The following is a 25,528-nucleotide window of genomic DNA, read 5'->3' on the forward strand; positions in this document are numbered from 1 at the left end:
ACGCACCGGGCTCCGGCCCGCGTTCCTCGACGGTGCCGACCGTCGGCGGGGTGCCGACGGCTTGAGCGGTCACGGCCGCGTCCGGGGCGCTCCGGCTGCGCCCCGGACGTCCGGGGCTCACGGTTGCGGGTCAGCGCCGGATTTCCACCGGCTTCCCCCCGTACGGGCGTGATACGACCCACCCACCTTACCGACGCCCCGGGGCCACCCCCGCCGCGCCCCTGGGCCGCTGCGGTCCGAGCTGCGCCCTGCTGGGTTGATTTCCGCTGGTCAGCGCGGTTTCGCCGGGCGGCGGCCCGTGTTGTCGAGTCCACGGCCCCGGCTGTGGCTGGTCGCGCAGTTCCGCTTCCTGCGCCCTTGAGGGCACGAGGCCCCGCGGGACCTCGTCTCGGCGGACCCGCCCGTGTCGACCGCGCGGGCGCGCGGGCGCGCGGTGTCGATCGCGCGGACCCGCCCGGGAGACCGTCGGCAATACATGACGAGGGATGTCATGTATTGCCGGCAGGCTCGTGATCACGACGTCGACGCGGGGCGAAGCGGTCGGTCGCCCGGCCGGCGTGCGTACTCCGTACCGAAGACGAAACCGAGCGAGACGAATCGAGCTGCTGTGGCAATGGAACGAACGGCGATCAACCCGGTGAAGTGGTCGACGGCGAAGGGCTTCAACCAGGGCGAGGTCGTGTCCGGACACACCCGGACCCTGTACGCCTCGGGCCAGACCGCGACGAACGCGTCCGGCGAGCCCCGACACGCCGGCGACATGGCGGCGCAGTTGTCCCTGAGCATCGCCAACCTGGAGGCGGTGCTCACGGCGGCGGACATGTCCCTGGCGAACCTGATCCGTCTGAACGTCTACACGACGGACGTCGACCTCCTTTTCGCCCACTACGGAGTCCTGGCGGGCCGCCTGTCCGCCGCGGGCGTCTCCCCGGCGAGCACCCTGCTCGGCGTGACCCGCCTGGCGCTCCCCGGCCTCCTGGTGGAACTGGAGGGCACGGCGGTCGCCTGACCCGTCACCGCGGGCGGTTGGCGCCATCGAGCCCCGCGTCCGCCGCCCGCGTCCATCGAGCCCCGCGTCCGCCGCCCGCTCACTCCGTCCCGCCCGGCAACTCCTGCACCTCCGCCGCCGTCCACCCCGTCGCGCCCGCCGCGTCCGTCAAGTAGCGGGCGACGGCCGTCGCGTCCCAGCCGCCCGCAGCGCGCAGGCCGACCGCGAGGTGCCGCAGGTACGCGGCGGACGGGCGCACCTCGGGCACGTCCGCCAGGTGCCACGGCGCCGTGAACGTCAGCACGGGCAGCCCCGCCACGAACCCCGGGTGCACCAGCGTCTCGTAGCGCCCCGGCCCGATCGTCGACCGCCCGAGCGCGATGGCCGTGCCCAAGTCGAGTGCGGGGCCGCTCCCCGGCGTCCGGTACATCTCCTGCGCCGCGATGTCGTCGAACTGCTCGGCCGTGATCAGGTGCGCGTGCGCCCAGGTGGTGCCCGGGGCGTCGGGGTCGTAGAAGGCGCGCCCGCCCGACCAGACCTTCGACCAGGTCGCGAAGTACAAGGCGCCGGGCAGTTCGAGGGGGACGGACGCCCGCGGCGGCGTGCGGTCGCGGCACCCCGGGTGCCCGCGCGTCGCGCCCGGCGGGCGGCCGCCGGCGATGTAGCTGTGCAGCCGCTGCGGGTCCATGTTCGACCCGTACGACGCGTACCAGACCAGGCGCGGGCGCTCGACGGCGGAGAGGCCGACGGGGGAGGCGGCGGCGCTGGGCACGGGGCGCTCGGGGGTCCTCAACTCGCCTTCCTTCGTGCGGTGCCCGGACGCCGCGGACGGTCGGCGTCACCCGGTGTCCCGTCCGCCCGTCGGGCCGACCTGCGCGTACGGAGCCATTGTCCTTCGTCGCGCGCAGGGCGCGAGTCGACGCTCCGGCCTCGGGACCCGGACCCTCCCGTCAGGGGGAAACCCGCTGGTGAGCGCGGCCTTGGTGGCACCTATGGCGTAGTTGAACTAGAACTGGTATCAGTTTTGGAGCAGCGTCAGATCCGAGCGCCAGACCCAAGTGTCAGATACCGCCCAGCGCCACAGGAGGCCGCGGCCATGACCGAGCTCGTGGAACATCGAAAGCTGTTCGTCGGCGGAGAGTTCACCGACCCCCTCGGCACCGACACCATCGAGGTCGTCTCCCCCCACACCGAGCAGGTCGTCGGGCGCGTCCCGCACGCCTCGCGGGCGGACGTGGACCGGGCGGTGGCCGCCGCCCGTCGGGCCTTCGACGAGGGGCCCTGGCCGCGGACGGCGCTGGCGGAGCGGATCGAGGTCGTCACCAGGATCAAGGACGCGCTCGCCGTACGGCACGAAGAGCTGGCCCGGCTGATCAGCACCCAGAACGGCTCCCCCTACTCGTGGAGCGTGTTCGCGCAGGCCCTCGGCGCGATGATGGCGTGGGACTCCGCCATCACCATCGCGCGGGACTTCGAGCACGAGGAGCGCCGGGCGGGAGCGCTCGGGCCGATCCTCGTACGGCGCGAGCCCGTCGGCGTCGTCGCCGCCGTGGTGCCGTGGAACGTCCCGCAGTTCACCACCGCGGCCAAGCTCGCCCCCGCCCTGCTCGCCGGCTGCACCGTGGTGCTCAAGCCGTCGCCGGAGACGCCGTTGGACGCGTACGTCCTGGCCGAGCTGGCGCAGGAGGCCGGGCTCCCGGAGGGCGTGCTGTCGATCCTGCCGGCCGACCGCGAGGTCAGCGAGTACCTGGTCGGCCACCCCGGCGTGGACAAGGTGTCCTTCACCGGCTCCGTCGCGGCCGGCAAGCGCGTCATGGAGGTCGCCGCCCGCAACCTGACCCGCGTCACCCTCGAACTCGGCGGCAAGTCGGCCGCGGTGATCCTGCCGGACGCCGACTTGGAGTCCACGATCGCCGGCATCGTCCCGGCCGCGTGGATGAACAACGGCCAGGCGTGCGTGGCCATGACGCGGGTGCTGGCGCCGCGCAGCCGCTACGAGGAGATCGCCGACGCGTTGGGCGCCGCCGCCTCCGCCCTGGTGGTGGGGGACCCGCTGGATCCCGCCACCCAGGTCGGCCCGCTGGTCGCCGAGCGCCAGCAGCGCCGCTCGTTCGACTACGTGCGCATCGGCCGGGAGGAGGGCGCCAAGGTCCTCGTGGGCGGCGGTCGCCCGGCGGACCTGGAGCGGGGCTGGTACGTGGCGCCCACCCTCCTCGGGGACGTCGACAACTCCATGCGGGTGGCCCGCGAGGAGATCTTCGGGCCGGTGGTCTGTCTGCTGCCGTACGGGGACGAGGCCGAGGCGGAGAGGATCGCCAACGACTCCGACTACGGGCTCAGCGGCAGCGTGTGGACGGCGGACGTGGAGCGCGGCGTCGACTTCGCGCGCCGGGTGCGGACGGGCACGTACAACGTGAACACCTTCAGCCTGGACATGTACGGCCCGTTCGGCGGCTACAAGAACTCCGGCATCGGGCGGGAGTTCGGCCCCGAGGGGTACGCCGCCTACCTGGAGCACAAGATGGTCCACCTGCCGGCGGGGTACGGGGACCAGCCGGGCGAGTCGGACCACGGGGACGAGGGCTGATGGGCGACCGCTGGCACGTCGAGGTCGACCGGGGCGTGTGCATCGGCTCCGGAATGTGCGCGGGCCTGGCCCCCGAGGGCTTCGTGCTCGACTCGGCCCGGCAGTCGCACCCCAGGGACGCGGAGACGGACGCGAGCGAGCCGGTGTTGGCGGCGGCGGAGGGCTGCCCGGTGGAGGCGATCGCGATCAGCTTGGTGGGCAGCGGTGAACCGGTCTTCCCGCCGGAGGAGTGAGCGCCCGGCGGTGAACGGACGTGCGCGGTACGGCCGTAGGGCACGGGCGCACGCCGCGGGGGAGCCGCGCTCCTCAGGCGCGGCGCCCCGGCCGTGCTCCCGTCGCGTCCGCCGGGTCCACCACGTCGATGAGTCGGCACACCGTCTCGATGTCGATCTTCACCTGGGCGATCGAGGCCCGCCCCGACAGCCAGGTGATCAGCGCCGAGTGCCAGGTGTGCTCGATCACCCGCACCGCCGAAAGCTGCTCGGGCGTGGGGTCTTCGAGCCCCATCGCGTCCAGGATGATCGCCGTCGTCTGTCGGGAGACCGTGTCCACCTCGGGGCTGACGCTGCGGTCCGCGAAGGTCAGCGCCCGCACCATCGCGTCGGCGAGGTGCGGCTCCCGCTGGAGCGCGCGGAAGGCCCGCATCAGCGTCTCGGCCACCCGCTCGGCGGCGTCCGCCCCGCCCGGCGGGCGCTTGCGCAGGGTCGTGTGCAGGTGGTGGAGCTGGTCCTGCATGGTGGCGACGAGCAGATGGACCTTGGAGGGGAAGTAGCGGTACAGGGTGCCGAGGGCGACCTCGGCGGCCTCGGCGACCTCCCGCATCTGCACCGCGTCGAAGCCGCCGCGGCCGGCGAGTTGCGCACTGGCGTGCAGGATGCGGCGGCGGCGGGCCTCCTGGCGCTCCGTCAGGGGCGGTGCACCGGGGACCGGCCCCGGGCGTCGCACCGGATCGGGGCGCGCGGCCCGCGAACCCGGCTCGGGCCGAGCATCGGACTGCGCACGGGAGCGCGCACCGGATCGTGCCCCGGCGCGCGTGCCGGTCCGGGCTCCGGAACGCGCGTCGGGCAGTGCCTCGGACCGCGTCTCGGACGTCTGCCGTGCCTGCTGGGCTTCGGCTGTCATGGTCCCCGTCGTCCCCGTTCCTGTCCGTCCCCCGTGGTGGCGCGAATCACCTGATCCGGCCGTCACACCCGGAGCTACCTGCGGGTAGATTCGAAGCTCCTTGAGCCACCGAGTCTGAAACTTGTTCTAGATTAGCGCGAGCGGTTACGCTCCGGCGAAACGTATGGGGAGAAGGGGGCCGTGAGTGACCGCTGAGGCCATCGAGGCCGGTCCCCGTGACCCGGAGCGCCGGCCGCGCGGCACCGCAGCGGCCACCCCCGCGGCAGCCGCACCCATCGACGCCGGCGCCGACGCCGGCCCCTCGGACCGGCCGCTGCGCATCGCGCTCCTCACCTACAAGGGCAACCCCTTCTGCGGCGGCCAGGGCGTGTACGTGCGCCACCTCTCCCGCGAACTCGCCCGCCTCGGCCACCAGGTCGAAGTGATCGGCGCCCAGCCCTACCCCGTGCTCGACGACGGCGTCCCCCTCACCGAACTGCCCAGCCTCGACCTCTACCGCAGCCCGGACCCCTTCCGCACGCCCGGCCGCGAGGAGTACCGCGACTGGGTCGACGCCCTCGAAGTCGCCACCATGTGGACCGGCGGCTTCCCCGAGCCGCTGACGTTCTCGCTGCGCGCCCGGCGCCATCTGCGGGCCCGCCGCGGCGAGTTCGACGTCGTGCACGACAACCAGACCCTCGGGTACGGGCTGTTGGGCGACCTCGGCGCCCCGCTGGTCACCACCGTCCACCACCCCATCACCGTCGACCGGCGCCTGGACCTGGCGGCGGCGGAGGGCTGGCAGCGCCGCCACTCCGTACGCCGCTGGTACGGCTTCACCCGGATGCAGCGGCGGGTGGCCCGCCGGCTCCCGTCCGTGCTCACCGTCTCCGGTTCGTCGCGCCGGGAGATCGTGGACGACCTCGGCGTGCGCCCCGACCGCATCCACGTCGTCCACATCGGCGCCGACACCGAACTCTTCGCGCCCGACCCCGCGGTCCCCGAGGTCCCCGGCCGCATCGTCACCACCTCCAGCGCCGACGTCCCGCTCAAGGGCCTCGTCCACCTGGTGGAAGCGCTGGCCAAGCTGCGCACCGAACACCCCGGCGCCCACCTCGTCGTGGTCGGCAAGCGGGCCGAGGACGGCCCCGTCGCCCAGGCGATCGAACGCTACGGGCTCGGCGGCGCCGTCGAGTTCGTCAAGGGCATCTCCGACGCGGAGCTGGTCGACCTGGTGCGCGGCGCGCAGATCGCCTGCGTGCCGTCGCTGTACGAGGGGTTCTCGCTGCCCGCCGCCGAGGCGATGGCCACCGGGACGCCGCTGGTCGCCACGACGGGCGGGGCCATCCCCGAAGTCGCAGGCCCCGACGGCGAGACGTGCCTCGCGGTGCCGCCCGGGGACGCGGGTGCACTGGCCGCGGCGCTCGGCCGGCTCCTCGACGACCCGGAGCTACGGACCCGCCTGGGCGCGGCGGGTCGGCAACGCGTGCTGGAACGATTCACCTGGGCGCGGGCCGCGCAGGGGACGGCGGAGCTGTACTACGCGGCGGTGGCCCGGGCGGCGAAGCGGTGACCTGGGGTGTGGCGCGGTGACCGGCCAGGCAGGTGCCGCGACCGTCCGGCCGGCCGTCGAATCCGTCCAAGCAGCCGCCGGGACCGTCCGATTGACCCGCTGATCACCGAGGTGCCCCGGTGCCGGTGACCGCCCGGAGGCGACGCCGAGCAGCGGGGCGCCCACCGGGGCGGCCCGTCCCGGCCCGCCCAGTCCGTCCCGTCCACCCCGACCATCCCCACCGTGAAGGCAGGAACGCGTGCTGACCGTCGACTTCTCCCGCTTCCCGCTCGCCGCGGGCGACCGCGTCCTGGACCTGGGCTGCGGCGCCGGCCGGCACGCCTTCGAGTGCTACCGGCGCGGCGCCCGCGTCGTCGCGCTCGACCGCAACGGCGAGGAGATCCGCGAAGTCGCCAAGTGGTTCGCCGCGATGGAGGAAGCCGGCGAGGCACCCGAGGGCGCCACCGCCACCGCCCTGGAGGGCGATGCGCTCAACCTCCCCTTCCCCGACGAGTCCTTCGACGTCGTCATCATCTCCGAAGTGATGGAGCACATCCCCGACGACAAGGGCGTGCTCGCCGAGATGGTGCGGGTGCTCAAGCCCGGCGGACGCCTCGCCGTCACCGTCCCGCGCTACGGCCCCGAGAAGGTCTGCTGGACGCTCAGCGATGCGTACCACGAGGTCGAGGGCGGTCACATCCGCATCTACAAGGCCGACGAACTGCTGGCGAAGCTGACGGAGGCCGGACTCGTCCCGTACGGCACCCACCACGCCCACGGCCTGCACAGCCCCTACTGGTGGCTCAAGTGCGCCTTCGGCGTCGACAACGACCGGGCCCTGCCGGTCCGGGCGTACCACAAGCTGCTCGTCTGGGACATCATGAAGAAGCCGAAGGCCACCCGCCTCGCCGAGCAGGCGCTCAACCCGCTCATCGGCAAGAGCTTCGTGGCGTACGCGACCAAGCCCCAACTGCCCCGGGCCCAGGCGTGACCACCCCGCGCACCGAACACCTGGTCCTGCCGGGCGTCCTGACCGCGGCCGAAGCGGCGCAGACCGTCGCCGGGATACGCGCCGAGCAGCGCGCGGACGGCGCCATCCCGTGGTTCCGCGGCCACCACCTCGACCCCTGGGACCACACCGAGGCCGCGATGGCGCTCGACGCGGCCGGCGAACACCGGGCCGCGGGCCGGGCGTACGACTGGCTGCGCACCCACCAGCGGCCCGACGGCTCCTGGTACGCGGCGTACGACGACGGCGACGCCGCCCGACCCACGGACCGCGGCGCCGAGACGAACTTCACCGCGTACGTCGCCGTCGGCGTCTGGCACCACTACCTGGCCACCGGCGACGGGGCCTTCCTGGACCGGATGTGGCCCGTCGTGCGCGCCGCGATCGCCTTCGTCCTGGAACTCCAGCAACCGGGCGGCCAGATCGGCTGGAAGCGGGAGCCCGACGGCACCCCCGTCAACGACGCACTCCTCACCGGCTCCTCCTCCATCCACCAGGCCCTGCGCTGCGCCCTGGCGATCGCCGCGGAGCGCGCGGAGCCCCAGCCCGACTGGGAACTCGCCACCGGCGCACTCGCCCACGCGATACGCCACCACCCCGAGCGCTTCCTCGACAAGTCCCGCTACTCCATGGACTGGTACTACCCCGTCCTCGCCGGCGCGGTCACCGGGGAGGCGGCGAAGGCCCGGATCGCCGAACGCTGGGACGACTTCGTGGTCCCCGGCCTCGGGGTGCGCTGCGTCTGGCCGAACCCGTGGGTGACGGGCGGCGAGAGCTGCGAGTTGGCCCTCGCGCTCTGGGCGGCGGGCGACCGGGACCGCGCCCTCGACGTCCTGAAGTCCATCACCCACCTGCGCGCCGACGACGGCATGTACTGGACGGGCTACGTCTTCGAGGACCGGGCGATCTGGCCCCGCGAGCGGACGACCTGGACGGCCGGCTCCCTGCTCCTGGCAGCCGCGGCCCTGACCGGCGACGCACCGACCTGCGCGATCTTCAGCGGCGACGGCTTGCCGACGGGCCTGGCGCCGGACTGCTGCGACGAGTAGTCGACGGGTCGGGGGTGTGCCGTCCCGCCTCCCCCGACACACCCGGCTCAGTAGCGTGTCCCGCATGCCGGATGCAGAGAACGCAGGCGACAACGCCGCGCGGATCGCCGCGGCTTGGCACCCGCTCACGGAGTGGCTGGCCGAACACGCGCCCCGCTCGTACGCACAACTGTTACCGCCCGCCACCGACGACGAGATGCGCGAGGCCGAGGCCGTACTGGCCGAGTGGGCCCGGCACCCCGACGGCGGGGAGCCCAGGTCGCCGCGATCTTGACCGCGAACGACGGTACCCTCCCCGACGGGCGAAACGACAGACCTGCCGTGAGCCTGGGATGCCTGGTCTGGCTCCACCCCGACCATCCGCACCTGTCCTACGCGCCGTGGGAGCTGGTCCACCCCAGCGGTCGCTAGGGCCTGGATCCGTGGGGCCCTTCCTCCCGCCCTCGCGGAGCAGAAGGAAGGTCCCGTTCCCTGTGTCCCGTTGCCGGGACGGTCAGGGCTTGGTCATTAAGGTGCTCGCTGCCGTTGTCGACCCTGGCTGCCACGGTCTGGTCCGTGGGTGGTCGACGAAGGTCTTCTTCGGTACGTACCCGCCGGATCCTTTGCCTTGGTACTTCGCGCAGACCACATCGCGGGACTTCCCCTTGTTCCAGCTGCTGGCTGTACGTGCGATCGGCGCGTGGTAGACGAGCGGATTGTTCGTGGTGACGCCCAGCCCCTTCGAGGCGGACCTGTTCTGCACCACCCAGGCATGGGCCGCGGCGGCCGGGTAGTTCGCCGTGTTGAACGTGGACGTGGGACGTACTGCGACAGCACGCAGCCCGGGGCGCCGTAGGACGAGACCTTTTCGCAGCGGACCGTGAGGTCCGGTGCCCGGGCCGGACCGGTGCTGCTCACCCACTCGCGCTTCCTGCCATCCGGAGCGGGCGGCGGGTCAACGCCGGGCACGGGGAGGGTGACGAAGTACATCGGCAGCGCTTTGGACAGGTCCACGTCCCGCGCGCCGGTCCCGTTGACCTTGCCGTTCCAGGTGTGGTTGGAGGTACCGGTGCTGACGTGGGTGTCGTTGGGCTCGATGCCGTTCATGCCCCCCTTCCAGCTCAGCGCGCCCAAGAAGTCGATGGGCTTGGCGCCGGCACCGTTGTTGCAACCGTCGCTGTTGCACATGATGTCGATGAACGCGTCCGGTGCGTCGGAGCCGAAGATCACCGCCTTGTCCACGGCAGGGAACGTGTTGTAGATCGGCGTCATTTCGAGCCAGGTCTTGATGTCGCTGGTGTGCGGGTCGGTCGTGGCCTGCAAGTGCATCTCGAAGTCGGCGGTGTACACGACGTCGGGGACGCCGGGAAGGGGCTTCGACCGCGCGATGACCTTCAGGTCCAAGAAGAGGCAGGCTTCGGTCCGGGTGAACAAGGACTTCTGGGCCTCGCCCGACAGGGACGGCTGGCACCACGGAGACTTCGTCGACGGTGGCGTCCCACATCACCGGGGCGGGCATGACGGCTCGCTGTTGACCGGTGCTGGGATCGGTGAAGACGACCGAGCCGTCAGGGTTGGCGCGGGTGGATAGAAGGGGCAGTCGAGGGTTGCTTCTTGCCGCCCCCCAGGAGGGGAAGGTGGAGTCGAGCACCCGGTGATTGCCCTGGCGCGCGGAGCTCGCCGGGGCAGCCCTTGGACGGCTTGCAGCCACTCCTGCGGCTTCTGACGTGAAGGGGACCGTGCTGGTTGCGGAGGGCCGCGCCTACAGCACCAGTTCTGCCAGCACCCTCAGCGTCGGCTCGTCCGGGGACGTGATCAGCAGGTCCGTCACGGGGCCCTGGCACCAGGCTTGGAGGCGGTCCGCTATCCGGGTCCTCGGGCCGACGAGGGAGATCTCGTCGGCGAAGGCGTCGGGGACCGCGCGGATCGCGTCGTCGCGGCGGCCCTCGGCGAAGAGGGACTGGATGCGGCGGGCTTCTTTCTCGTAGCCCATGCGGGACATGAGGTCCGCGTGGAAGTTGCGGGTCGCGTGGCCCATGCCGCCGACGTAGAAGCCGAGCATCGCCTTGACCGGGAGCAGTCCCTGTGCCACGTCGTCGCAGACGTGGGCGCGGACGAGCGGGGCGACCGTGAAGCCCTCGGGGAGTTCGACGAGCGCTTCGGCGTACGCATCGTTCCGCAGCGGCGACCAGTACAGCGGCAGCCAGCCGTCCGCGATGCGCATCGTCTGCGCCACGTTCTTCGGGCCCTCCGCGCCGAGGAGGATCGGCAGGTCCGAGCGGAGCGGGTGGGTGATGGGCTTGAGGGGGCGGCCGAGCCCCGTGCCGTCGGAGCCGTCGTACGGCACGGGGTGGAAGCGCCCGTCGAGCGCGACCGGTGCCTCGCGGCGCAGCACCTGGCGTACGACGTCGACGTACTCCCGCGTCGCGGCCAGCGGACTCGCCGGGAAGGGGCGGCCGTACCAGCCCTCCACCACCTGCGGGCCGGACAGCCCGAGGCCCAGCACCATCCGGCCGCCGGAGAGGTGGTCGAGGGTGAGCGCGTGCATCGCCGTCGCGGTCGGGGTGCGGGCGGACATCTGGGCGACCGCGGTGCCCAGCCGGATCCGCGAGGTGTGCGCGGCGATCCAGGTCAGCGGGGTGAAGGCGTCGGAGCCCCAGGCTTCCGACGTCCACACGGAGCCGTAGCCGAGCCGTTCGGCCTCCTTGGCGAGCGCCAGATGCGACGGGTCGGGGCCGCGGCCCCAGTACCCGAGGGCGAGTCCCAGTCGCACGGTCGCACCACCCGTCCCTTCCGACGTGCGTCCGGCCCCGGGAACCGGGTGCCCGAGGCGAATTTGACGAGGCGTCAGGATAGGGCAGCGGCCCTCCACCCGGAAGGGGTGGAGGGCCGCAGTGGAAGCTGGCCGGCGAGCAGGCGCAGATCCGTGATCCGGCAGTCCTGTGATCTGGCGGACCTGTGATCCAGGTACCTGTGACCCGGCGGACTTGCGATCCGGCGGACTTGAGATCCGGGGATCAGCCGCGCTGGATGCCCGAGGTGTCCTGAAGGACGCCCCTGCGGCCGTCCTGCGTCTGCGCGACCAGGCTCTGGCCCCGCTGCTCGACCGCCAGGTACCAGGTGCCCGGGGCGAGTTCGGCGATCGGGGTCGGCGAGCCGTCCTCGCCGTACAGCGGACGCGCCACCGGCACCGCGAACCAGAACGGCGCGAACTCCGGCGCACCGCCGGCCGGGGCGGGGCCGCCCTGCGGCGCCGCGGCCGGGCCGGGCTGCGCCGGCTGCGGGCCGCCGAACGACGGCGGGCCGGCCTGCTGCGCACCGAACGGGGGCTGCTGGGCGCCCGGGTAGCCGTAGCCGCCCTGCGGCTGGCCGCCGTACGGAGCCGCGGGCGCGGCCGGCCGCGGCGCACCGAGCAGCGGAGCCTTGAACACGGGTACGACCTGGCCGCAGATCGCACCGGCCGCGAGCACCAGCGCGGCGATGAAGCCCAGGATCAGACCCGTACCGGCGTCCGGGCTGAACTCGCCGACGTCCAGCGAACCCGCCGGGTCGAAGATCATGCCGAGCCCGGTCCAGGCGGCGAAGATCGTCGCGACGACGCCGATGTGACCCAGCTCGATCCCGAGGACCCGGGGCGCGCGGGGGAGCACGTGCGACAGCACGATCAGCAGGGCGCCGATGATGCCTGCGAGATAGACCCCGAGGAGCAGGGACCCGTTGTCCCAGGCGGTCGGCACGTCGTCGCAGCCGCTGCCGGTGCAGTCGAACGTGTCGAGGAACGAGGCGATGAACAGCACCACCGCTGCTCCGATCACCACGCCATCGCCTCTAGTGAGGGAGCGGATGTTCACGTATGAATCCTTCGTCGGTTGTCTCGGGTCGTCTGATCGGGGATGGCAACTGCCGCCGGGGTTGCGGCGGCGGTGCGTGCGGCGGGGAGTTCGGGGGTGACTCCCCGTCGTTAGGGGTGAATCTATCGTCTGACCGTTCGCGTCGTCTGCCGGGTGCGCTCAGTCACCCCCGACGCGCAGGGGAAATGGACCCGATGGAAACCTGATCGGAATCAGATCGGGATCTTGTTCCGGTGGATTCGTCGGGAATCACACCGTGCTGGGCGACCTTCGGACGCCCGTTCGCGAATCGACGGCACCCGGAACGGAACCCCCGGAACCGCAGCAGGCGTCGGAAGCGTGCGGGGCGACGGGAATCGCGGGCCGTCAGCTATTACGGGCCGTCAGATACGCGCGCAGCCCGTCCGCCAATCCACGTGCGGCTTTCTGCCGCCAGTCGGCGTTCTTGAGCAGGGCGGCGTCCTGCGGGTCCTGCATATTGCCGCACTCGACGAAGACCTTGGGCACCGTGGAGAGATTGAGGCCGCCGAGGTCGGTGCGCACGTCCAGTCCGGTGCCGTTGCCGATGTAGTTGGCGCGGGCGCTACCGGTGGCCGCGGCGAAACCGTCGGCGATGCGCACGCCGAGGTCGCGCGAGGGCGCGACGATCGGGGACGTGTCGGCGGAGCCCGCCTTGACGGGGCCCGGAAGGATCACGTGGAATCCGCGGTTGCCCTTCGCGGAACCGTCGGCGTGCACGGAAATGACCGCATCCGCCTTCGCGTCGTTCCCGATCCGAGCCCGCTCGTCGATACAGGGGCCGAACGCGCGATCGCCGTCGTGGGTGAAGGTGACCCGGGCCCCTTCCTTTTCCAACAGAGTGCGAAGACGTTGTGAAACGTCGCGGGTGAATGCGGCTTCCTTGTAACCGTCGACGGTGGCCGTACCCGTTGTGTCGCATTCCTTGCGGTTGGTTCCGATGTCGACGAGCTTATTGATCTCCGCGGTGTGCTGGAAGTTCCCGGGATTGTGCCCGGGGTCGATCACGACGACCGCGCCCGCGAGCTGCCCTTCCCGGGCCTTCGGTGACGGATGGGGCTGCCCCGACGGTGTGGTGGGCTTGTCGTCGCTGACGTCACCGTGGCCTTGCTCGCGCTCGTGCACGTCGGGGACGTACGCCTGCGGGGTCGTCACCCGGTCGGCCCGCTCGGCGTCCGCGTCCCGCCACAGCAGCCAACCGGCGAACGCGGCGGGCACGATCGTCGCGGCGCACGCGACGAGCACGGCGGGCCGCCGTAGCCGCCGTCGACGCTGGTCGCCCCCGCCGCCGCTGCGGTCGCCGCCCCGGTCGTCGTGCTCGGGGCTCGGTGGCTGCTGCTCGTCGTGCGACATGTGCGGAGCCTAGGGCCTGTCTTACGGAACAGGCTGGATTGGCGAGCGTGGCCTGGTGTCGTGGATCTCAAGGCGGAGGATGGGGGTACCTCCCGGGCCGCCAGGCCCAGGGGGAGAGCCAATGCGGTGGGGGTACCCCCGTACCCGCAGGGCACAGGAGGCCATTGGCGACCGACGACGACACGGAGAGGCGCGGTGCCAGGCCACGCGAGCCCGGCAAGACCCGTAAGGCAGGCCCTGAGGGGTCGCCCTCGGTCCGGGTCGTCACCCTCCCGGCGCGGCGCGGCGCAGCACGCGCAACGAGTCGGTGGCCGACACCTCGACGAACGCGCCCGACTCCAACGCCCGCCGATAGATGCGGTACGGCGCCTGGCCGCCGTCGGCCGGGTCGGGGAAGACGTCGTGGATCACCAGCAGGCCGTCCTGCGCCAGATGCGGCGCCCACCCCTCGTAGTCGCCCGTTGCGTGCTCGTCGGTGTGGCCGCCGTCTATGAACAGCAGCCCCAACGGACTGCCCCACACCCGTGCGACCTGCGGGGACCGCCCGACGACGGCGATGACGTGCTCCTCCAGGCCCGCGCGGTGCAGAGTGCGGCGGAACGTCGGCAGCGTGTCCATCCGGCCGACCTCCGGGTCGACGACGGTGGGGTCGTGGTACTCCCATCCGGGCTGCTGCTCCTCGCTGCCCCGGTGGTGGTCCACGGTGACGACCGTCGTCCCGCCCCGCCGCGCCGCGTCCGCGAGCAGCACGGTGGAGCGCCCGCAGTACGTCCCCACCTCCAGCAACGGCAGCCCCAACTCCGCCGCTTGCATCGCCGCGGCGTACAGCGCCAGCCCTTCGCCCTTCGGCATGAACCCCTTGGCCGCCTCGAACGCGGCGAGCACATCGCCTCCGGGGCGAGCCGCCGGGATGGCTGGAGCCTGGATCATGTCGGGTCCTTCCTGGTGGAGCCGTGTTTCGTCGGCCGTCGGTCCGACCGGCGCCCCCATGGTGCCCCACGCCCGAGGGATGCCAGGAGCGCCCCCGGCCCGCTTGAATCTCCCCTTCACCTGCCCTTCCGTCATATTGGAACACGTTCTACTCTGCGCTCCATGGCCGCTCGGGACGCACTTCCCGAAGCGCTCGTCGGCGGTACCGCCCGAGTCCCACTTCGCGTCGTCGCCGAACGCATCCCCGGCCTGCCGTGCGACTGACCCGCCCGAGCGTCCCGAACGGCCCCCGCTCGACGACCGAGACGAAGGAGCACGCACACCATGAAGAGCTACATCGTGGGCGTCGGCATGACGTCGTTCGAGAAGCCCGAAGCGCGGGACTGGCAGTACTGGGACATGGCGCGGGAGGCCGGTACGCAGGCGCTCGCCGACGCCGGGGTGACGTACGCCGACGTGGAACAGGTGCCCGTCGGCTACTGCTTCCAGCCCTCCACGGCCGGCCAGCGCGCCGCCTACTCCCTCGGCCTCACCGGAGTCCCCGTCTACAACGTCAACAACAACTGCGCCACCGGCGCCACCGCACTGTTGATGGCGCGCCAGTTCGTCGAGGGCGGTCTCAGCGACTGCGTGCTCGCCCTCGGCTTCGAGAAGATGCGCAAGGGCCCGCTGGGCGCGGGCAGCGGCGGCGACGGTGCGGGCGGTGGCGCCGCGGACTTCGCCACCTCGCCCGTCGCCCGCCACTACGGAGTCATGGCCGCCCGCCACGGCTTCGAGAAGTCCCCGCCGACCGCCCAGCTCTTCGGCAATGCGGCCCGGGAGCACATGGAGCGGTACGGCACGACGCCGACGCAGCTCGCGGCCGTCGCCGCCAAGAACCACCGGCACTCGGCCCACAACCCGCGGGCGCAGTTCCAGGACGTGTACACGGTCGAGGAGATCCTCGACACGCGGACCGTCCACCGCCCCCTGACCAAGCTCCAGTGCTCGCCGACGTCGGACGGCGCGGCGGCGGCCGTCGTGGTGTCCGAGCGGTTCGTGGCGCGGCACGGGCTGCGCGGGCGGGCCGTGGAGATCGCCGCCCAGACGATGGCGACGGACACCGAGGAGACCTTCGACTCCGGGTCGTGCATCGACGTCGTCGGCGCGCCCGTGTCCCGTGCCGCGGCCCGCGGCGCGTACGAACGGTCCGGCCTCGGCATCGAGGACGTCGACGTGATCGAACTGCACGACTGCTTCTCCATCAACGAACTGCTCACCTACGAGGCACTGGGCATGTGCGCCGCCGGTGAGTCGGGGAAGTTGGTCGAGGACGGCGCCACCACCTACGGCGGACGGTGGGTGGTCAACCCGTCGGGCGGGCTGATCTCCAAGGGGCACCCGCTGGGCGCCACGGGGCTCGCCCAGGCCGCGGAGTTGGTGTGGCAGCTCCGCGGCGAGGCGGCGGACCGCCAGGTGACCGGCGCCCGCGTCGGCCTCGCGCACAACATCGGGCTGGGCGGGGCCGCGGTCGTCACCCTGCTGCTCGCGCCGTAGCGCACGGGAGACGGCGGCAGCGGTCGGCCTGCTGCGGAAGAAGGAGCGTGCACGGCCGAGGCGACGACGATCCGCGCTGCCCCGTACGTCGATATCCGGATGTACGGGCCAGAGGACGGCTGCGACCATGACGAGCATGGTCCAGCAGCCCCTGAAAGCCCCCGCCAACGGCCCGTCCGACCCCGCCGTAGCCACCCGCTCGGCGCCGCCCAGCCGGACCTGGCTGGTGCTCTTCACGGCGTGCGCCGGGCAGTTCCTCGTCGTCCTCGACGTCTCCGTGGTGAACGTGGCGCTGCCGTCGCTGCGTTCGGACCTCGGGCTGTCCCCGGCCGGGTTGCAATGGGTGCTCAACGCCTACTCCATCGCCTTCGCCGGCTTCATGCTGCTCGGCGGGCGGGCCGCGGACCTCTTCGGCCGCAAGCGGACCTTCCTCGCCGGGCTCGGGCTCTTCACGGTGATGTCGCTCGCCGGCGGACTGGCGCAGGAGGGCTGGCAACTGCTGGCGGCGCGCGCCGGCCAGGGGCTCGGCGCCGCCGTGCTCGCCCCGGCCACGCTGACGATCGTCACCTCCGCCGTGCCGCCCGGGCCTGCGCGCACCCGGGCGATCGGCACCTGGGCCGCGGTCGGCGGTGCCGGCGGCGCCGCCGGTGGACTGGTCGGCGGGATCCTCACCGATCTGCTCTCCTGGCGCTGGGTGCTGCTGATCAACGTCCCCGTCGGCGTGCTCGTGCTGCTGGGTGCGGCGATCTGGCTCACCGAAAGTCGCGGGGGCGAGGGACGCCGGCTCGACCTGCCCGGCGCGGTGCTGGTCACCGGTGGGCTCGCGGCCGTCGCGTACGCCATCGTCGAGACCGAGCAGGCCGGCTGGTCCGCGCCGGCGACCCTGCTGCCGCTGCTCGGCGGGCTGGCGCTGCTCGGACTCTTCGTCGCGGTGGAGGCGCGCTCCACCGCTCCGCTGATGCCCTTGAAGCTCTTCCGCACCCGGGCCGTGTCGGCCGCCAACGTCACGATGCTGGTCACTGGTTCCGCCTCCTTCTCCAGTTGGTTCTTCATGACCATGTACGTCCAGAACGTGCTGGGTTACGAGCCGCTGGAGGCGGGTCTCGCGCTGATCCCCAGCTCCGTCGCCGTCGTCCTCGGCTCCAAGGCGGCACCGCCGTTGATGGCGCGGGCCGGTGCGCTGCCGGTCGCCGTCGCCGGCGCACTGGTGGCGGCCGTCGGCTTCGGCTGGCAGTCGACGATGACGGCGGACGGCAGCTACCTCACCGACGTGCTCGGCCCGGGCATCGTGATGATGACGGGGATCGGCCTGGTCGCGACCCCGCTCGCCACCCTCGCCACCTCCGGAGCCAACCCCTTGGACGCGGGCCTGGTCTCCGGACTGATCAACACCTCCCGCACCATGGGCGGCGCACTCGGCCTCGCCGTCCTGGCGACGGTGGCGGCGACGAGGACCGCGGGCGGCACATCCCCCGGGGAACTGACGGCCGGCTACGCGCTGGCCTTCCGGGTGGGCGCCGGGGTGTTGTTGTTCGGGGCGATCCTGATGCTGCTGTGGCTGCCGCGGCGTGGCACCGCCGCCAGCGCAGCCGGCTCGTCCTGACTCGGATGCGCGGGCCGACTCAGGTGTGCAGGGCCGCGACGAGCATCGGCAACGAGACGCGGAACTCCCTGGACCAGTAGGGCGGGTCGTGCGTCCCGGAGTGGAAGTGGGTCACCACCCGGGCACCGGCCACCCGCAGGAGCGGGGCCAGCTTCTCGTTCTCCGCCCGCATGATCGCCTCGGTGGGGGAGAGGACGTCGGCGGGGAAGGGGTCCTCGGGGTCCTCCAACCCGGGTATGTGCTCGTCGGGCAGGGTGTCCGGGGGATCGAGCGGGCCGAGCCTGCCGTCACCGCAGGACAGGTGGACCGGTACGCCGGCCAGCCGACGGGTCAGATGCGCGGGGTCGTGCGCCCGCCAGATGTGGCGCTGGCGCTCGGGGTGCCCCCACAGGGCGAGCCAGTCCAGGCCCAGGTACTGCATCGCGGCCCGCACCGCGCGCGGGTGCTGGTGCGGATGGACGTAGCCGCTGTAGCTCGCTGCGGCCCGGAACAGGCCGCGGTGGCGAGCGGTGTAGGACAGTGCGCCGAAGCCTCCTTGCGACTGTCCCGCGACCGCTCGGCGCGGCCCCGCGCCGTAGTACTTCTCCACCAGCGGTAGCACCTCACTGAGGTGGAAGCTCTCGACGGCCGGTGGGCCACCGGCGCCGTGCTGCCACCAGTCCGTGTAGAAGCCGAACAGCGGCATCTCCGGCATCACCACGAGCACGTGCCGAAGCTCGGCCAGGCGCTCGATGCCGTAGCTCTCCGTCCACGGCAGGTGGTCGCCGTCCCCGCCCGGCAACAAGTACAGCGTCGGCCAGCGGTGGACGGGGCGGCGCGCATGCCATCCATGCGGGGTGAGCAGCCGTACCTTCGCGGACCGGCCGAGCGCGGTCGACGACACCGTCAGATCGACGATCCGGCGGCCGGAGTGCTCCTCGCGCAGCACCTCGGCCCGGGGCGCGGCGGGCGTCGACGGCGTCGCGTGCGCGGCCCCGCCGGCGGCGGCGGTCAGGGCCAAGGCGCCGGTCAGAAGCAGGGTGCGCCGGGGCGGTCCGACAGGTGGGACGGGAAGCATACGAGCACCTCATCTCGCAATCTCGCATCGTCGCGACGGATTCGGCTTTCCCTTCGAGTCTCACCGCTGCCCCGCCAGCCGGCAATCGATCACATCCCTGGCCCGCCCCTGAGAAGGACCCCTAGGTCATGTGTTCGCAATGGCCGCCCCACAGTGGTATCTGATGTTGCGTCAGATATTTGGCTGACGTGGCATCAGGAGGGTTCCCAAGTGCGGAGTGCTGCGTTATACATACCCCAGCCGCCCCTAGAACGCGTTCTAAAACAGTGCAGGGTCGGCCCCCAGCGACCTCGGTGCGGCCGACGGTGCGGACGGTCGCGCCGAGGTCTTCCAGCCCTGACACCGGCGACCACCAGCGTTCGTCAATGACCGCCAGCGATTGCCCCGGACCACCAGCGACCAGCAGGAGCAGCGAGCCAGCAGGGAATTTCAGGGACAGCAAGGGAGCAGCAGCCTCATGCCCATCGATCCCGCCAGGGCCGTCGCCGCCGACCCCCGCAGCGCCGACATCAGCTGGAACCACAAGGACGTCCAGCTCTACCACCTCGGAATCGGCGCCGGCACACCCGCCACCGACCCCGACGAACTGCGCTACACCCTCGAATCCCGGCTCCACGTCCTGCCCAGCTTCGCCACCGTCGCAGGCGCCGGCAGGGGCATCGCCGGCGGACTCACCGGCCCCGGCCTCGACATCGACCTCACCTCCGTACTCCACGGCGGCCAGACGGTCCGCGTCCACCGCCCCATCCCGCCCGTCGGCGCAGCCACCTCGACCACGCGGGTGGCCGCCGTCCACGACAAGGGCAAGGCGGCCGTCCTCGTCCTGCGCACCGAAGCCGCCGACACCGACGGTCCGCTGTGGACGAACGAGTCCCAGATCTTCGTCCGCGGCGAGGGCGGCTTCGGTGGCGAGCGCGGCCCGTCCACCCGTTCCGAACCTCCCGCCCGCGACCCGGACAAGACCGTCGACCAGCACGTACGCGAGGACCAGGCGCTGCTGTACCGGCTCTCCGGCGACCTCAACCCGCTGCACGCCGACCCCCAGTTCGCCGCGCGCGCCGGCTTCGACCGGCCCATCCTGCACGGCCTGTGCTCGTACGGCATGACCCTCAAAGCGGTCGTCGACACCCTCCTCGACGGCGACGTCGCCCGCGTCCGCTCCTACACCGCCCGCTTCGCCGGCGTCATCTTCCCCGGCGAGACCCTGCGCATCCGGATGTGGTCGGCCGGGAGCGACGGCCGGGTGCAGGTCGCGGTCACGGCCGTCGAGCGGGACGGCGCCCCCGTCCTCGCGGACACCGTCGTCGAGCACACCTGATCCGTCACCCCTGCAACCCTGATCCGCCACCCCTCAACGAACCGCCTCTCCGAGAGGAGCCGCACCGTGCGCGCAGCCGTACTGCACGAGACCGGACAGGAGAAGCTCGAAGTCCTCGACGACGTGGAGGCCGTGGGCTTCGGCCCCGGCAAGGTCAGGGTCCGTGTCAGGGCCACCGGCCTGTGCCACTCCGACGTTTCCGCGATGAACGGCGTGCTGCCGCAGCCCGCGCCGTTCGTGCCCGGCCACGAGGGCGCCGGCGAGGTCGTCGACGTCGGCGAAGGAGTCACCCACGTCTCCCCGGGCGACCGGGTGCTGATCTGCTGGATGCCGCCGTGCGGGAGTTGTCCGTCCTGCAAGCGCGGCCAGACCCAACTGTGCCTCGCCGGCTTCATGAACGCCGGCGTCCCCAACTTCAAGCGCCCGAACGGCGACATCTTCGGCTTCGCCGGCACCGGCACCTTCGCCGAGGAGGTCGTCATCGGCGCCGGCAGCGCCGTCCCGATCCCCGACCACGTGCCGTACGACATCGCCGCGCTCATCGGCTGCGGCGTCACCACCGGACTCGGCGCCGCGGTCAACACCGCCGACGTCCGGGCCGGGGCGTCCGTCGCCGTCATCGGCTGCGGGGGCGTCGGCATATCCGCGATCCAGGGCGCACGGCTCAAGGGCGCGGCCCGGATCGTCGCCGTCGACCCCGTCGCGTCCCGCCGCGAGGGTGCGCTGCGGTTCGGCGCCACCGAAGCCGTGTCCCCGGAGGAACTCGGCGACGCCAAACAGCGCATCACCGGCGGCGAGGGCTTCGACTACGTCTTCGAGGTCGTCGGGAAGTCGGCCACCGCCCGCACGGCGTACGAGACCACCCGGCGCGGCGGCACGCTCTGCGTCGTCGGGGCCGGCGCGATGGACGACTTCCTCCAACTGAACATGTTCGAGCTGTTCTTCGACGAGAAGCGCATCCTGCCCTCCATGTACGGCGGCGGGGACGTGCTGGCCTCCTACGAGCGGGCCATAGCGCTCTGGCGCGCCGGCCGGATCGACCTGGAGGCGATGATCACGCACCGGGTTCCGCTGGTGGAGATCAACGACGCCCTGGAGCAGATGCGGACCGGAGAAGCGCTGCGCACCTGCATAGAGATCGGCTGACCGGGTCCGTAGCGGAAGGCGACACTCCCTAGTACGGCAGCCGGATGGACCGAGAGGAAGCAGACCTGATGTCCCTGCCACTGGACGGACTGTCCGCGATCGTCACCGGCGCGGGCCGCGGCCTCGGCCGCGCGGAAGCCCTCGAACTGGCCAGCCTCGGCGCGAGCGTCGTCGTCAACGACTACGGACAGCCCGGGCGGGACGGTACGGGCGGGGCGTCGGCCACCCCGGCGCAGGAGGTCGCCGAGGAGATCCGGGCGGCCGGCGGCGCGGCCGTCGCCCACCACGGCGACGTCGCCGACTTCGCCGCCGCCCGCGACCTGGTCGCGCTCGCCGTCACCACGTACGGAAAGCTCGACGTCCTCGTCAACAACGCGGGCATCCTGCGCGACCGGATGGTCTTCTCGATGACGGAGGACGAGTGGGACTCGGTGATCCGCGTCCACCTCAAAGGGCACTTCAACACCACCCGTTTCGCCTCCGCGCATTGGCGCGAGCGGTCCAAGGCGACGGGCGGGCCGGTCCACGGCCGGATCGTGAACACCTCGTCGGAGGCGTTCCTCGCGGGCTCGGCCGGCCAGCCGAACTACGCGGCGGCGAAGGGCGGCATCGTCGGCCTGACCACGTCCACGGCGAGCGCGCTCGCCCGGTACGGCGTCACCGCCAACGCGATCTGCCCCCGCGCCCGCACCCGGATGACCGAGGACGTCTTCGCCGGGTTCCAAGAGCCGGCGGACGGCGTGCTCGACCCGCTGTCGCCCGAGCACGTCGCGCCCCTGGTCGGCTATCTCGCCGCGCCCGCCGCCGCGGGCGTCAACGGCCAACTGTTCGTCGTCCACGGCGGCATGGTCGCCGTCGTGGCGCACCCACCGGTCGTCGCGCAGTTCGACACGGAGAAGGAGAGCTTCAGCCACGACGAACTCGACGCGCTCCTGACGCCGTACTACGCGGCGCGGCCGCCGGCCGAGACCTTCGCGGCGACGGAGGTGCTGGGTCTGAAAAAGCGGTGACGAATCCGGGTTTGACGTCGCGGCCAATCTAAAGAGCCGGGCCGGTGTCACAGCTCCTTACATTGCTCGCGCGCCTTCGCCAGATCCTTCTTTGTCTCGTCGTCGAACTCGAAGACCTGCATGTGACGCTGTTGCGCACGGCGCAGGGCCTCGGCGAGTTCCTCGTACGAGGGGTCGACGGCAGCGGCAGACGCAGTGAGGGAGCCCGCCGCGGCGAAACGGTTGCGGTGGACGTCACCCGCGCTCCCCTGATCCAGCCAGAGGGACTCCTTGAACCCGGCGAGCGCCTGGCAGCCGGCGCGGGCGTCGGACGCACCGCTCGGCTCCTTCGTCGAGCCGTTGTCGTCATCGCTCAGGGCCCACACGGCCCCGACGCCTCCGCCGCCGAGCAGAAGGCCGACGAGCAGGGCGCCGACCAGGGGGTTGATCCGGCGGCTCGACGGCTGCGGGGTCGGGACCGGCGGGTTCGGCTGCGGGGCCGGGGGATCGGCGGGCGGCTGGGAGTGCATTCGGCCAACAATACGACGCGGCGCCGCGCCGTCCGCGGTCCGGAACCCATCCGGTGCGTACGGGCGGCGCCGCTCACGGCCCCCTCGCCGGTCCGACGTCCTTCGAGCCGCCGTCAGTCGGCCCGTACCAGGGGCGGACCGGCGTCAGGACGTCGTGTCACTCCGCCCCGGGCCGGCGGTGCTTGCCGTGCGGTTCGCCGGCCGCCTCTTCGGCCGCCGCCCGACCGCGGTGCTTGCCGGCGCCATCGCCAGCCGGCGCCCCGGACGCGGCGACACCGTCCTCCTGAACGGTCTGGGGCGGGTCGGTTCGGGTCTCAGACATGGCGGTAACTTCCCCGTCGTGTTGGCTTGCTGTGGTCTTCGCGGCCCACCGCCGAACATTGGCGATCACATGGCCACGCGCAGGTCGGAGAGTTTAGCCAGCCAACGTACGGCCCCCGAGGGGCGCCTGCTGCAACGGGACCGGGCGGCACGCCGCGGGGCGGGCCGGAGCGGGCGCCGCGGGACTGTCGGTCGCCCCCCGGGGCGGAGCCGGGGGCGGTTCGACGGGCAGGTCGTCGGGCGGGTCGAACACCGCGACGCCGCAGGGCACTGCCCCGTTCGCGTACGGCACGTGCAGTGCGCCCGCCTCGCTCCAGCGGCCCGCACCCGCGAACCAACCGGCAGGAGCGGCCCGTTGGTGCAACTGTCGACCGGACGGCCGCCACACCCCTAGCCAACTGCCCTCGCCACCGTCGACGCGGAACGCCACCGCGCAGCTCTCCGGCAGCAGGACGTGCCCCGGCTGCACGGCGAAGGGCGTGACCGTGCGGTCGGGCAGCCGCAGGCAGTCGGGGAAGCGGACCGGGCGCGACCCGCCGAGCACGCCCCAGCCGATGCGGTCCTCGCCCGGCGCGTTCGACCGGACCACGAGGAGCCCGCTGTCGGGCGCGGCCGACAACAGCCGGTCGTCGCTGTCCTCGGCGATCTGGAGCAGCGGCGAGACCTCGCCGGCGCGCGCCAGGTCCACGGCGACCGCCTTCGTCGGGCCGCCGTCCGACTGCCGGTCGAGCCCGAGCAGTTGCCCCGTACGGTCCAGCCAGACGCCGCCCGAGCAGCGCCCCGGCACCTCGGCGACGCGCTCGGGCCCGAAGGCGCCGCCGGCCACCAGCCAGATCGCGGTCGAGTACGCGCCGGGGGCGATGGCGTACGCCCGTCGGCCGTCGGGCGCCGGCGGCAGCAGCCGCACGGGTCCGGCCGGGGTCGACTCGATGCCGCCGAGGGGCAGTTCGCCGGTGCCGGGGCCGGTCGGGTACAGCAGCGAGAAGAACTGCCGCCCGCCCGCCCGCCGGTGCACCAGGACCCGCCCGTCGGCGAGCGGAAGGAGCTCCGTGTCGGGCTCCTCGGGCTGGTGCAGCGGCAGGGGTACGGCGTACGGCTCGGGCCCGTCGAGCGTCCAGCGCTCGGGGAACAGGGCCTCGCCCTCGCCCGCGAGCCGGGCCGCGTACGCGCCGTCCGCGGAGATCGCGAACCCCGCCGTCGCCCTCACGGTGGCACGGACTGTCATCAAGGCGTCACCTCCGGTCATGACGCTAGGTTTCGTACTTCCTGCCGAACAACGCGGGACACCCCACTTCACACATATGGGTGGTGGGTGGGGGATATCCCCGAAGGGGCGGGCGTGCCGTGCTGGGGAGGGGGTGGTGGTGTGCCTGGGGCGTGTGGTGCTTAAGGTACTGAGGTAAGGCATTCCTAACTTGATCGCTGCACCTCCTCGACGCGTCACTTCCTTGATCTGGAGCCCGCCATGTCCCTTCGTCGCCGCGGCGCCGCCGTAGCCGCACTCCTCGCCGCCGCGCTCACCCTCACCGCCTGCGGAAGCGGTGACGACGGGGACAAGGGTTCGTCCGGTGCGGCCGACTCCGCCAAGGTCGGCGGGGACGGCAAGAAGTCCGTGGCGCAGGGCGGCAAGGACTTCGGGGACGCCTCGGCGAAGACCGCGGCGATGGGCACCGACGCGGCGCCGGGTCAGTTCCCGCGCACCGTCACCCACGCCATGGGCAAGACGAAGCTCGAATCGGCGCCCAAGCGCGTGGTCGTCCTCGACGTCGGCGAGCTGGACAACGTCGCGTCCCTCGGCGTGCAGCCCGTCGGCTACGCGCCCACCGAAGGCGACGACGGCATCCCCGGCTACCTCAAGGAGGCGGCCGGCAGCCCCAAGAGCGTCGGCACGATCAACAGTCTCAACCTGGAGGCGATCGCGGCGCTCAAGCCCGATCTGATCCTCGGCAGTCAGCTGCGCGCCGCCGACAAGTACAAGGAGCTGTCCAGCATCGCTCCGACCGTCTTCTCCATCCGGCCCGGCTTCACCTGGAAGGAGAACTACCTCCTGAACGCCGCCGCGCTGGACAAGACGGCGCAGGCGAAGGAGAAGCTGGCCGCGTACGAGGCGAAGGCCAAGCAGCTCGGCTCCGACGTCGGCGCCGACAAGCCGACGATCTCCATGGTCCGCTACATGCCCGGCAAGATCCGGCTGTACGCCCAGGCGTCGTTCATCGGCACGATCCTCAAGGACGCCGGGCTGCCCCGCCCCGCCAACCAGCAGGTGAACGACCTCGCCGTGGAGATCAGCCCGGAGAAGATCGACTCGGCCGATGCGGACTGGATCTTCACCGGCGTCTACGGGGACCCCAAGGCGACCAAGCGCGACACCGCCCTCGGCAACCCGCTGTGGAAGAACCTGGAGGCGGTGAAGGCCGGCCAGGCCAAGGACGTCGCGGACGAGACCTGGTACCTCGGGCTCGGCGTGACCGCGGCCGAGGAGGTCCTGGACGACCTGCGCGGCTTCCTGGTCAAGTAGCGCGCGGGCTGCCCGGTCGGGCGGCGCCGACGTCCGGCGGCGAAGGCCCTGCTCACGGGTTGGTGTGATGATCGGCTCACGCTTGTGGACAGG

24 protein-coding genes and 1 riboswitch are annotated in these 25,528 nt (G+C 72.3%); of the genes, 13 read left to right on the forward strand and 11 right to left on the reverse strand.

Going from position 1 to position 25,528, the window contains the following annotated elements; genetic code table 11:
• Positions 1-84 precede the first annotated feature (84 nt).
• A riboswitch (cobalamin riboswitch) is annotated at positions 85-158 on the reverse strand.
• Between the two features lie 455 nt (positions 159-613).
• On the forward strand, positions 614-1,009 hold the full coding sequence (locus ACH4E8_RS11565; RefSeq protein WP_398447295.1) for a RidA family protein: 396 nt from the start codon (positions 614-616) through the stop codon (positions 1,007-1,009).
• A 79-nt stretch (positions 1,010-1,088) separates the two neighbouring features.
• Here ACH4E8_RS11565 and ACH4E8_RS11570 read toward each other — a convergent pair whose 3' ends face one another.
• Positions 1,089-1,676, reverse strand: a complete 588-nt coding sequence (locus ACH4E8_RS11570; RefSeq protein ID WP_398447297.1) for a histone deacetylase — start codon at positions 1,674-1,676, stop codon at positions 1,089-1,091.
• Between the two features lie 408 nt (positions 1,677-2,084).
• Between ACH4E8_RS11570 and ACH4E8_RS11575 the strand changes: the two genes are divergently transcribed.
• Together ACH4E8_RS11575 and ACH4E8_RS11580 are read left to right on the forward strand one after the other, a co-directional pair.
• Positions 2,085-3,575, forward strand: coding sequence for an aldehyde dehydrogenase (locus ACH4E8_RS11575; protein ID WP_398446775.1), 1,491 nt, complete (start codon positions 2,085-2,087; stop codon positions 3,573-3,575).
• Entirely contained in the window at positions 3,575-3,808 is a 234-nt protein-coding gene (locus tag ACH4E8_RS11580) for a ferredoxin (protein ID WP_398446777.1), read from the forward strand. Before ACH4E8_RS11575 ends, ACH4E8_RS11580 begins: the two co-directional genes overlap by 1 nt.
• Positions 3,809-3,881: 73 nt before the next feature.
• Here ACH4E8_RS11580 and ACH4E8_RS11585 read toward each other — a convergent pair whose 3' ends face one another.
• On the reverse strand, positions 3,882-4,520 hold the full coding sequence (locus ACH4E8_RS11585; protein ID WP_398447299.1) for a TetR family transcriptional regulator: 639 nt from the start codon (positions 4,518-4,520) through the stop codon (positions 3,882-3,884).
• A 451-nt stretch (positions 4,521-4,971) separates the two neighbouring features.
• On the opposite strand from ACH4E8_RS11585, the gene ACH4E8_RS11590 reads away from it, so the two are divergent.
• The 4 genes from ACH4E8_RS11590 (at position 4,972) to ACH4E8_RS11605 (ending at position 8,560) form a co-directional block, all read left to right on the forward strand.
• Positions 4,972-6,249: a glycosyltransferase family 4 protein gene (locus tag ACH4E8_RS11590; RefSeq protein WP_398447301.1), complete on the forward strand. Its 1,278-nt coding sequence runs from the start codon at positions 4,972-4,974 to the stop codon at positions 6,247-6,249.
• Between the two features lie 238 nt (positions 6,250-6,487).
• Positions 6,488-7,219 carry a class I SAM-dependent methyltransferase gene (locus ACH4E8_RS11595; protein ID WP_398446779.1) on the forward strand — a complete coding sequence of 244 codons (732 nt, stop codon included), beginning with the start codon at positions 6,488-6,490 and terminating at the stop codon, positions 7,217-7,219.
• A complete protein-coding gene (locus ACH4E8_RS11600; RefSeq protein WP_398446781.1) occupies positions 7,216-8,286 on the forward strand; it encodes a prenyltransferase in 1,071 nt (356 codons plus the stop codon). Before ACH4E8_RS11595 ends, ACH4E8_RS11600 begins: the two co-directional genes overlap by 4 nt.
• 64 nt (positions 8,287-8,350) lie before the next feature.
• The gene (locus tag ACH4E8_RS11605; RefSeq protein WP_398446783.1) at positions 8,351-8,560 is read left to right on the forward strand and encodes a hypothetical protein; all 210 of its coding nucleotides are present in this window, start codon (positions 8,351-8,353) and stop codon (positions 8,558-8,560) included.
• 233 nt (positions 8,561-8,793) lie between these two features.
• Here the strand turns inward: ACH4E8_RS11605 and ACH4E8_RS11610 are convergent, their stop codons facing one another.
• The 5 genes from ACH4E8_RS11610 to ACH4E8_RS11630 all read right to left on the reverse strand — a co-directional run bounded on the left by ACH4E8_RS11610 (position 8,794) and on the right by ACH4E8_RS11630 (position 14,417).
• Positions 8,794-9,669 carry a hypothetical protein gene (locus ACH4E8_RS11610; RefSeq protein WP_398446784.1) on the reverse strand — a complete coding sequence of 292 codons (876 nt, stop codon included), beginning with the start codon at positions 9,667-9,669 and terminating at the stop codon, positions 8,794-8,796.
• Between the two features lie 358 nt (positions 9,670-10,027).
• A complete protein-coding gene (locus ACH4E8_RS11615; protein WP_398446786.1) occupies positions 10,028-11,038 on the reverse strand; it encodes an LLM class F420-dependent oxidoreductase in 1,011 nt (336 codons plus the stop codon).
• A 244-nt stretch (positions 11,039-11,282) separates the two neighbouring features.
• Positions 11,283-12,116, reverse strand: a complete 834-nt coding sequence (locus tag ACH4E8_RS11620) for a hypothetical protein (RefSeq protein ID WP_398446788.1) — start codon at positions 12,114-12,116, stop codon at positions 11,283-11,285.
• Between the two features lie 366 nt (positions 12,117-12,482).
• Positions 12,483-13,487 carry an N-acetylmuramoyl-L-alanine amidase gene (locus ACH4E8_RS11625; RefSeq protein ID WP_398446790.1) on the reverse strand — a complete coding sequence of 335 codons (1,005 nt, stop codon included), beginning with the start codon at positions 13,485-13,487 and terminating at the stop codon, positions 12,483-12,485.
• 264 nt (positions 13,488-13,751) lie between these two features.
• Positions 13,752-14,417 (reverse strand): class I SAM-dependent methyltransferase, encoded by a 666-nt coding sequence (locus ACH4E8_RS11630; RefSeq protein ID WP_398446792.1) that lies wholly within the window; start codon positions 14,415-14,417, stop codon positions 13,752-13,754.
• A 324-nt stretch (positions 14,418-14,741) separates the two neighbouring features.
• Here ACH4E8_RS11630 and ACH4E8_RS11635 point away from each other — a divergent pair, with 324 nt between their 5' ends.
• Together ACH4E8_RS11635 and ACH4E8_RS11640 are read left to right on the forward strand one after the other, a co-directional pair.
• Positions 14,742-15,953 carry a lipid-transfer protein gene (locus ACH4E8_RS11635; protein ID WP_398446793.1) on the forward strand — a complete coding sequence of 404 codons (1,212 nt, stop codon included), beginning with the start codon at positions 14,742-14,744 and terminating at the stop codon, positions 15,951-15,953.
• A gap of 127 nt (positions 15,954-16,080) precedes the next feature.
• Complete coding sequence (locus ACH4E8_RS11640; protein ID WP_398446795.1) at positions 16,081-17,556, forward strand: MFS transporter; 1,476 nt, start codon at positions 16,081-16,083, stop codon at positions 17,554-17,556.
• A 19-nt stretch (positions 17,557-17,575) separates the two neighbouring features.
• Here the strand turns inward: ACH4E8_RS11640 and ACH4E8_RS11645 are convergent, their stop codons facing one another.
• Complete coding sequence (locus ACH4E8_RS11645) at positions 17,576-18,613, reverse strand: alpha/beta hydrolase (protein ID WP_398446797.1); 1,038 nt, start codon at positions 18,611-18,613, stop codon at positions 17,576-17,578.
• Positions 18,614-19,070: 457 nt separating this feature from the next.
• Here ACH4E8_RS11645 and ACH4E8_RS11650 point away from each other — a divergent pair, with 457 nt between their 5' ends.
• The 3 genes from ACH4E8_RS11650 to ACH4E8_RS11660 all read left to right on the forward strand — a co-directional run bounded on the left by ACH4E8_RS11650 (position 19,071) and on the right by ACH4E8_RS11660 (position 22,087).
• Positions 19,071-19,931 (forward strand): MaoC/PaaZ C-terminal domain-containing protein, encoded by an 861-nt coding sequence (locus ACH4E8_RS11650; RefSeq protein ID WP_398446799.1) that lies wholly within the window; start codon positions 19,071-19,073, stop codon positions 19,929-19,931.
• A gap of 66 nt (positions 19,932-19,997) precedes the next feature.
• Positions 19,998-21,077 (forward strand): Zn-dependent alcohol dehydrogenase, encoded by a 1,080-nt coding sequence (locus ACH4E8_RS11655; RefSeq protein ID WP_398446801.1) that lies wholly within the window; start codon positions 19,998-20,000, stop codon positions 21,075-21,077.
• A 68-nt stretch (positions 21,078-21,145) separates the two neighbouring features.
• A complete protein-coding gene (locus tag ACH4E8_RS11660; RefSeq protein ID WP_398446803.1) occupies positions 21,146-22,087 on the forward strand; it encodes a 3-oxoacyl-ACP reductase in 942 nt (313 codons plus the stop codon).
• Positions 22,088-22,134: 47 nt separating this feature from the next.
• Here the strand turns inward: ACH4E8_RS11660 and ACH4E8_RS11665 are convergent, their stop codons facing one another.
• From ACH4E8_RS11665 to ACH4E8_RS11675, 3 genes are all read right to left on the reverse strand, one after another.
• Complete coding sequence (locus tag ACH4E8_RS11665) at positions 22,135-22,596, reverse strand: hypothetical protein (RefSeq protein WP_398446805.1); 462 nt, start codon at positions 22,594-22,596, stop codon at positions 22,135-22,137.
• Between the two features lie 157 nt (positions 22,597-22,753).
• A complete protein-coding gene (locus ACH4E8_RS11670; RefSeq protein WP_398446806.1) occupies positions 22,754-22,918 on the reverse strand; it encodes a hypothetical protein in 165 nt (54 codons plus the stop codon).
• 93 nt (positions 22,919-23,011) lie between these two features.
• Positions 23,012-24,142 carry a hypothetical protein gene (locus ACH4E8_RS11675; RefSeq protein ID WP_398446808.1) on the reverse strand — a complete coding sequence of 377 codons (1,131 nt, stop codon included), beginning with the start codon at positions 24,140-24,142 and terminating at the stop codon, positions 23,012-23,014.
• Between the two features lie 240 nt (positions 24,143-24,382).
• Here ACH4E8_RS11675 and ACH4E8_RS11680 point away from each other — a divergent pair, with 240 nt between their 5' ends.
• On the forward strand, positions 24,383-25,435 hold the full coding sequence (locus ACH4E8_RS11680; RefSeq protein ID WP_398446810.1) for an ABC transporter substrate-binding protein: 1,053 nt from the start codon (positions 24,383-24,385) through the stop codon (positions 25,433-25,435).
• The last annotated feature ends 93 nt before the right edge of the window (positions 25,436-25,528 follow it).

Source organism: Streptomyces sp. NPDC017979 (assembly GCF_044328175.1).
Classification (GTDB): domain Bacteria; phylum Actinomycetota; class Actinomycetes; order Streptomycetales; family Streptomycetaceae; genus Streptomyces.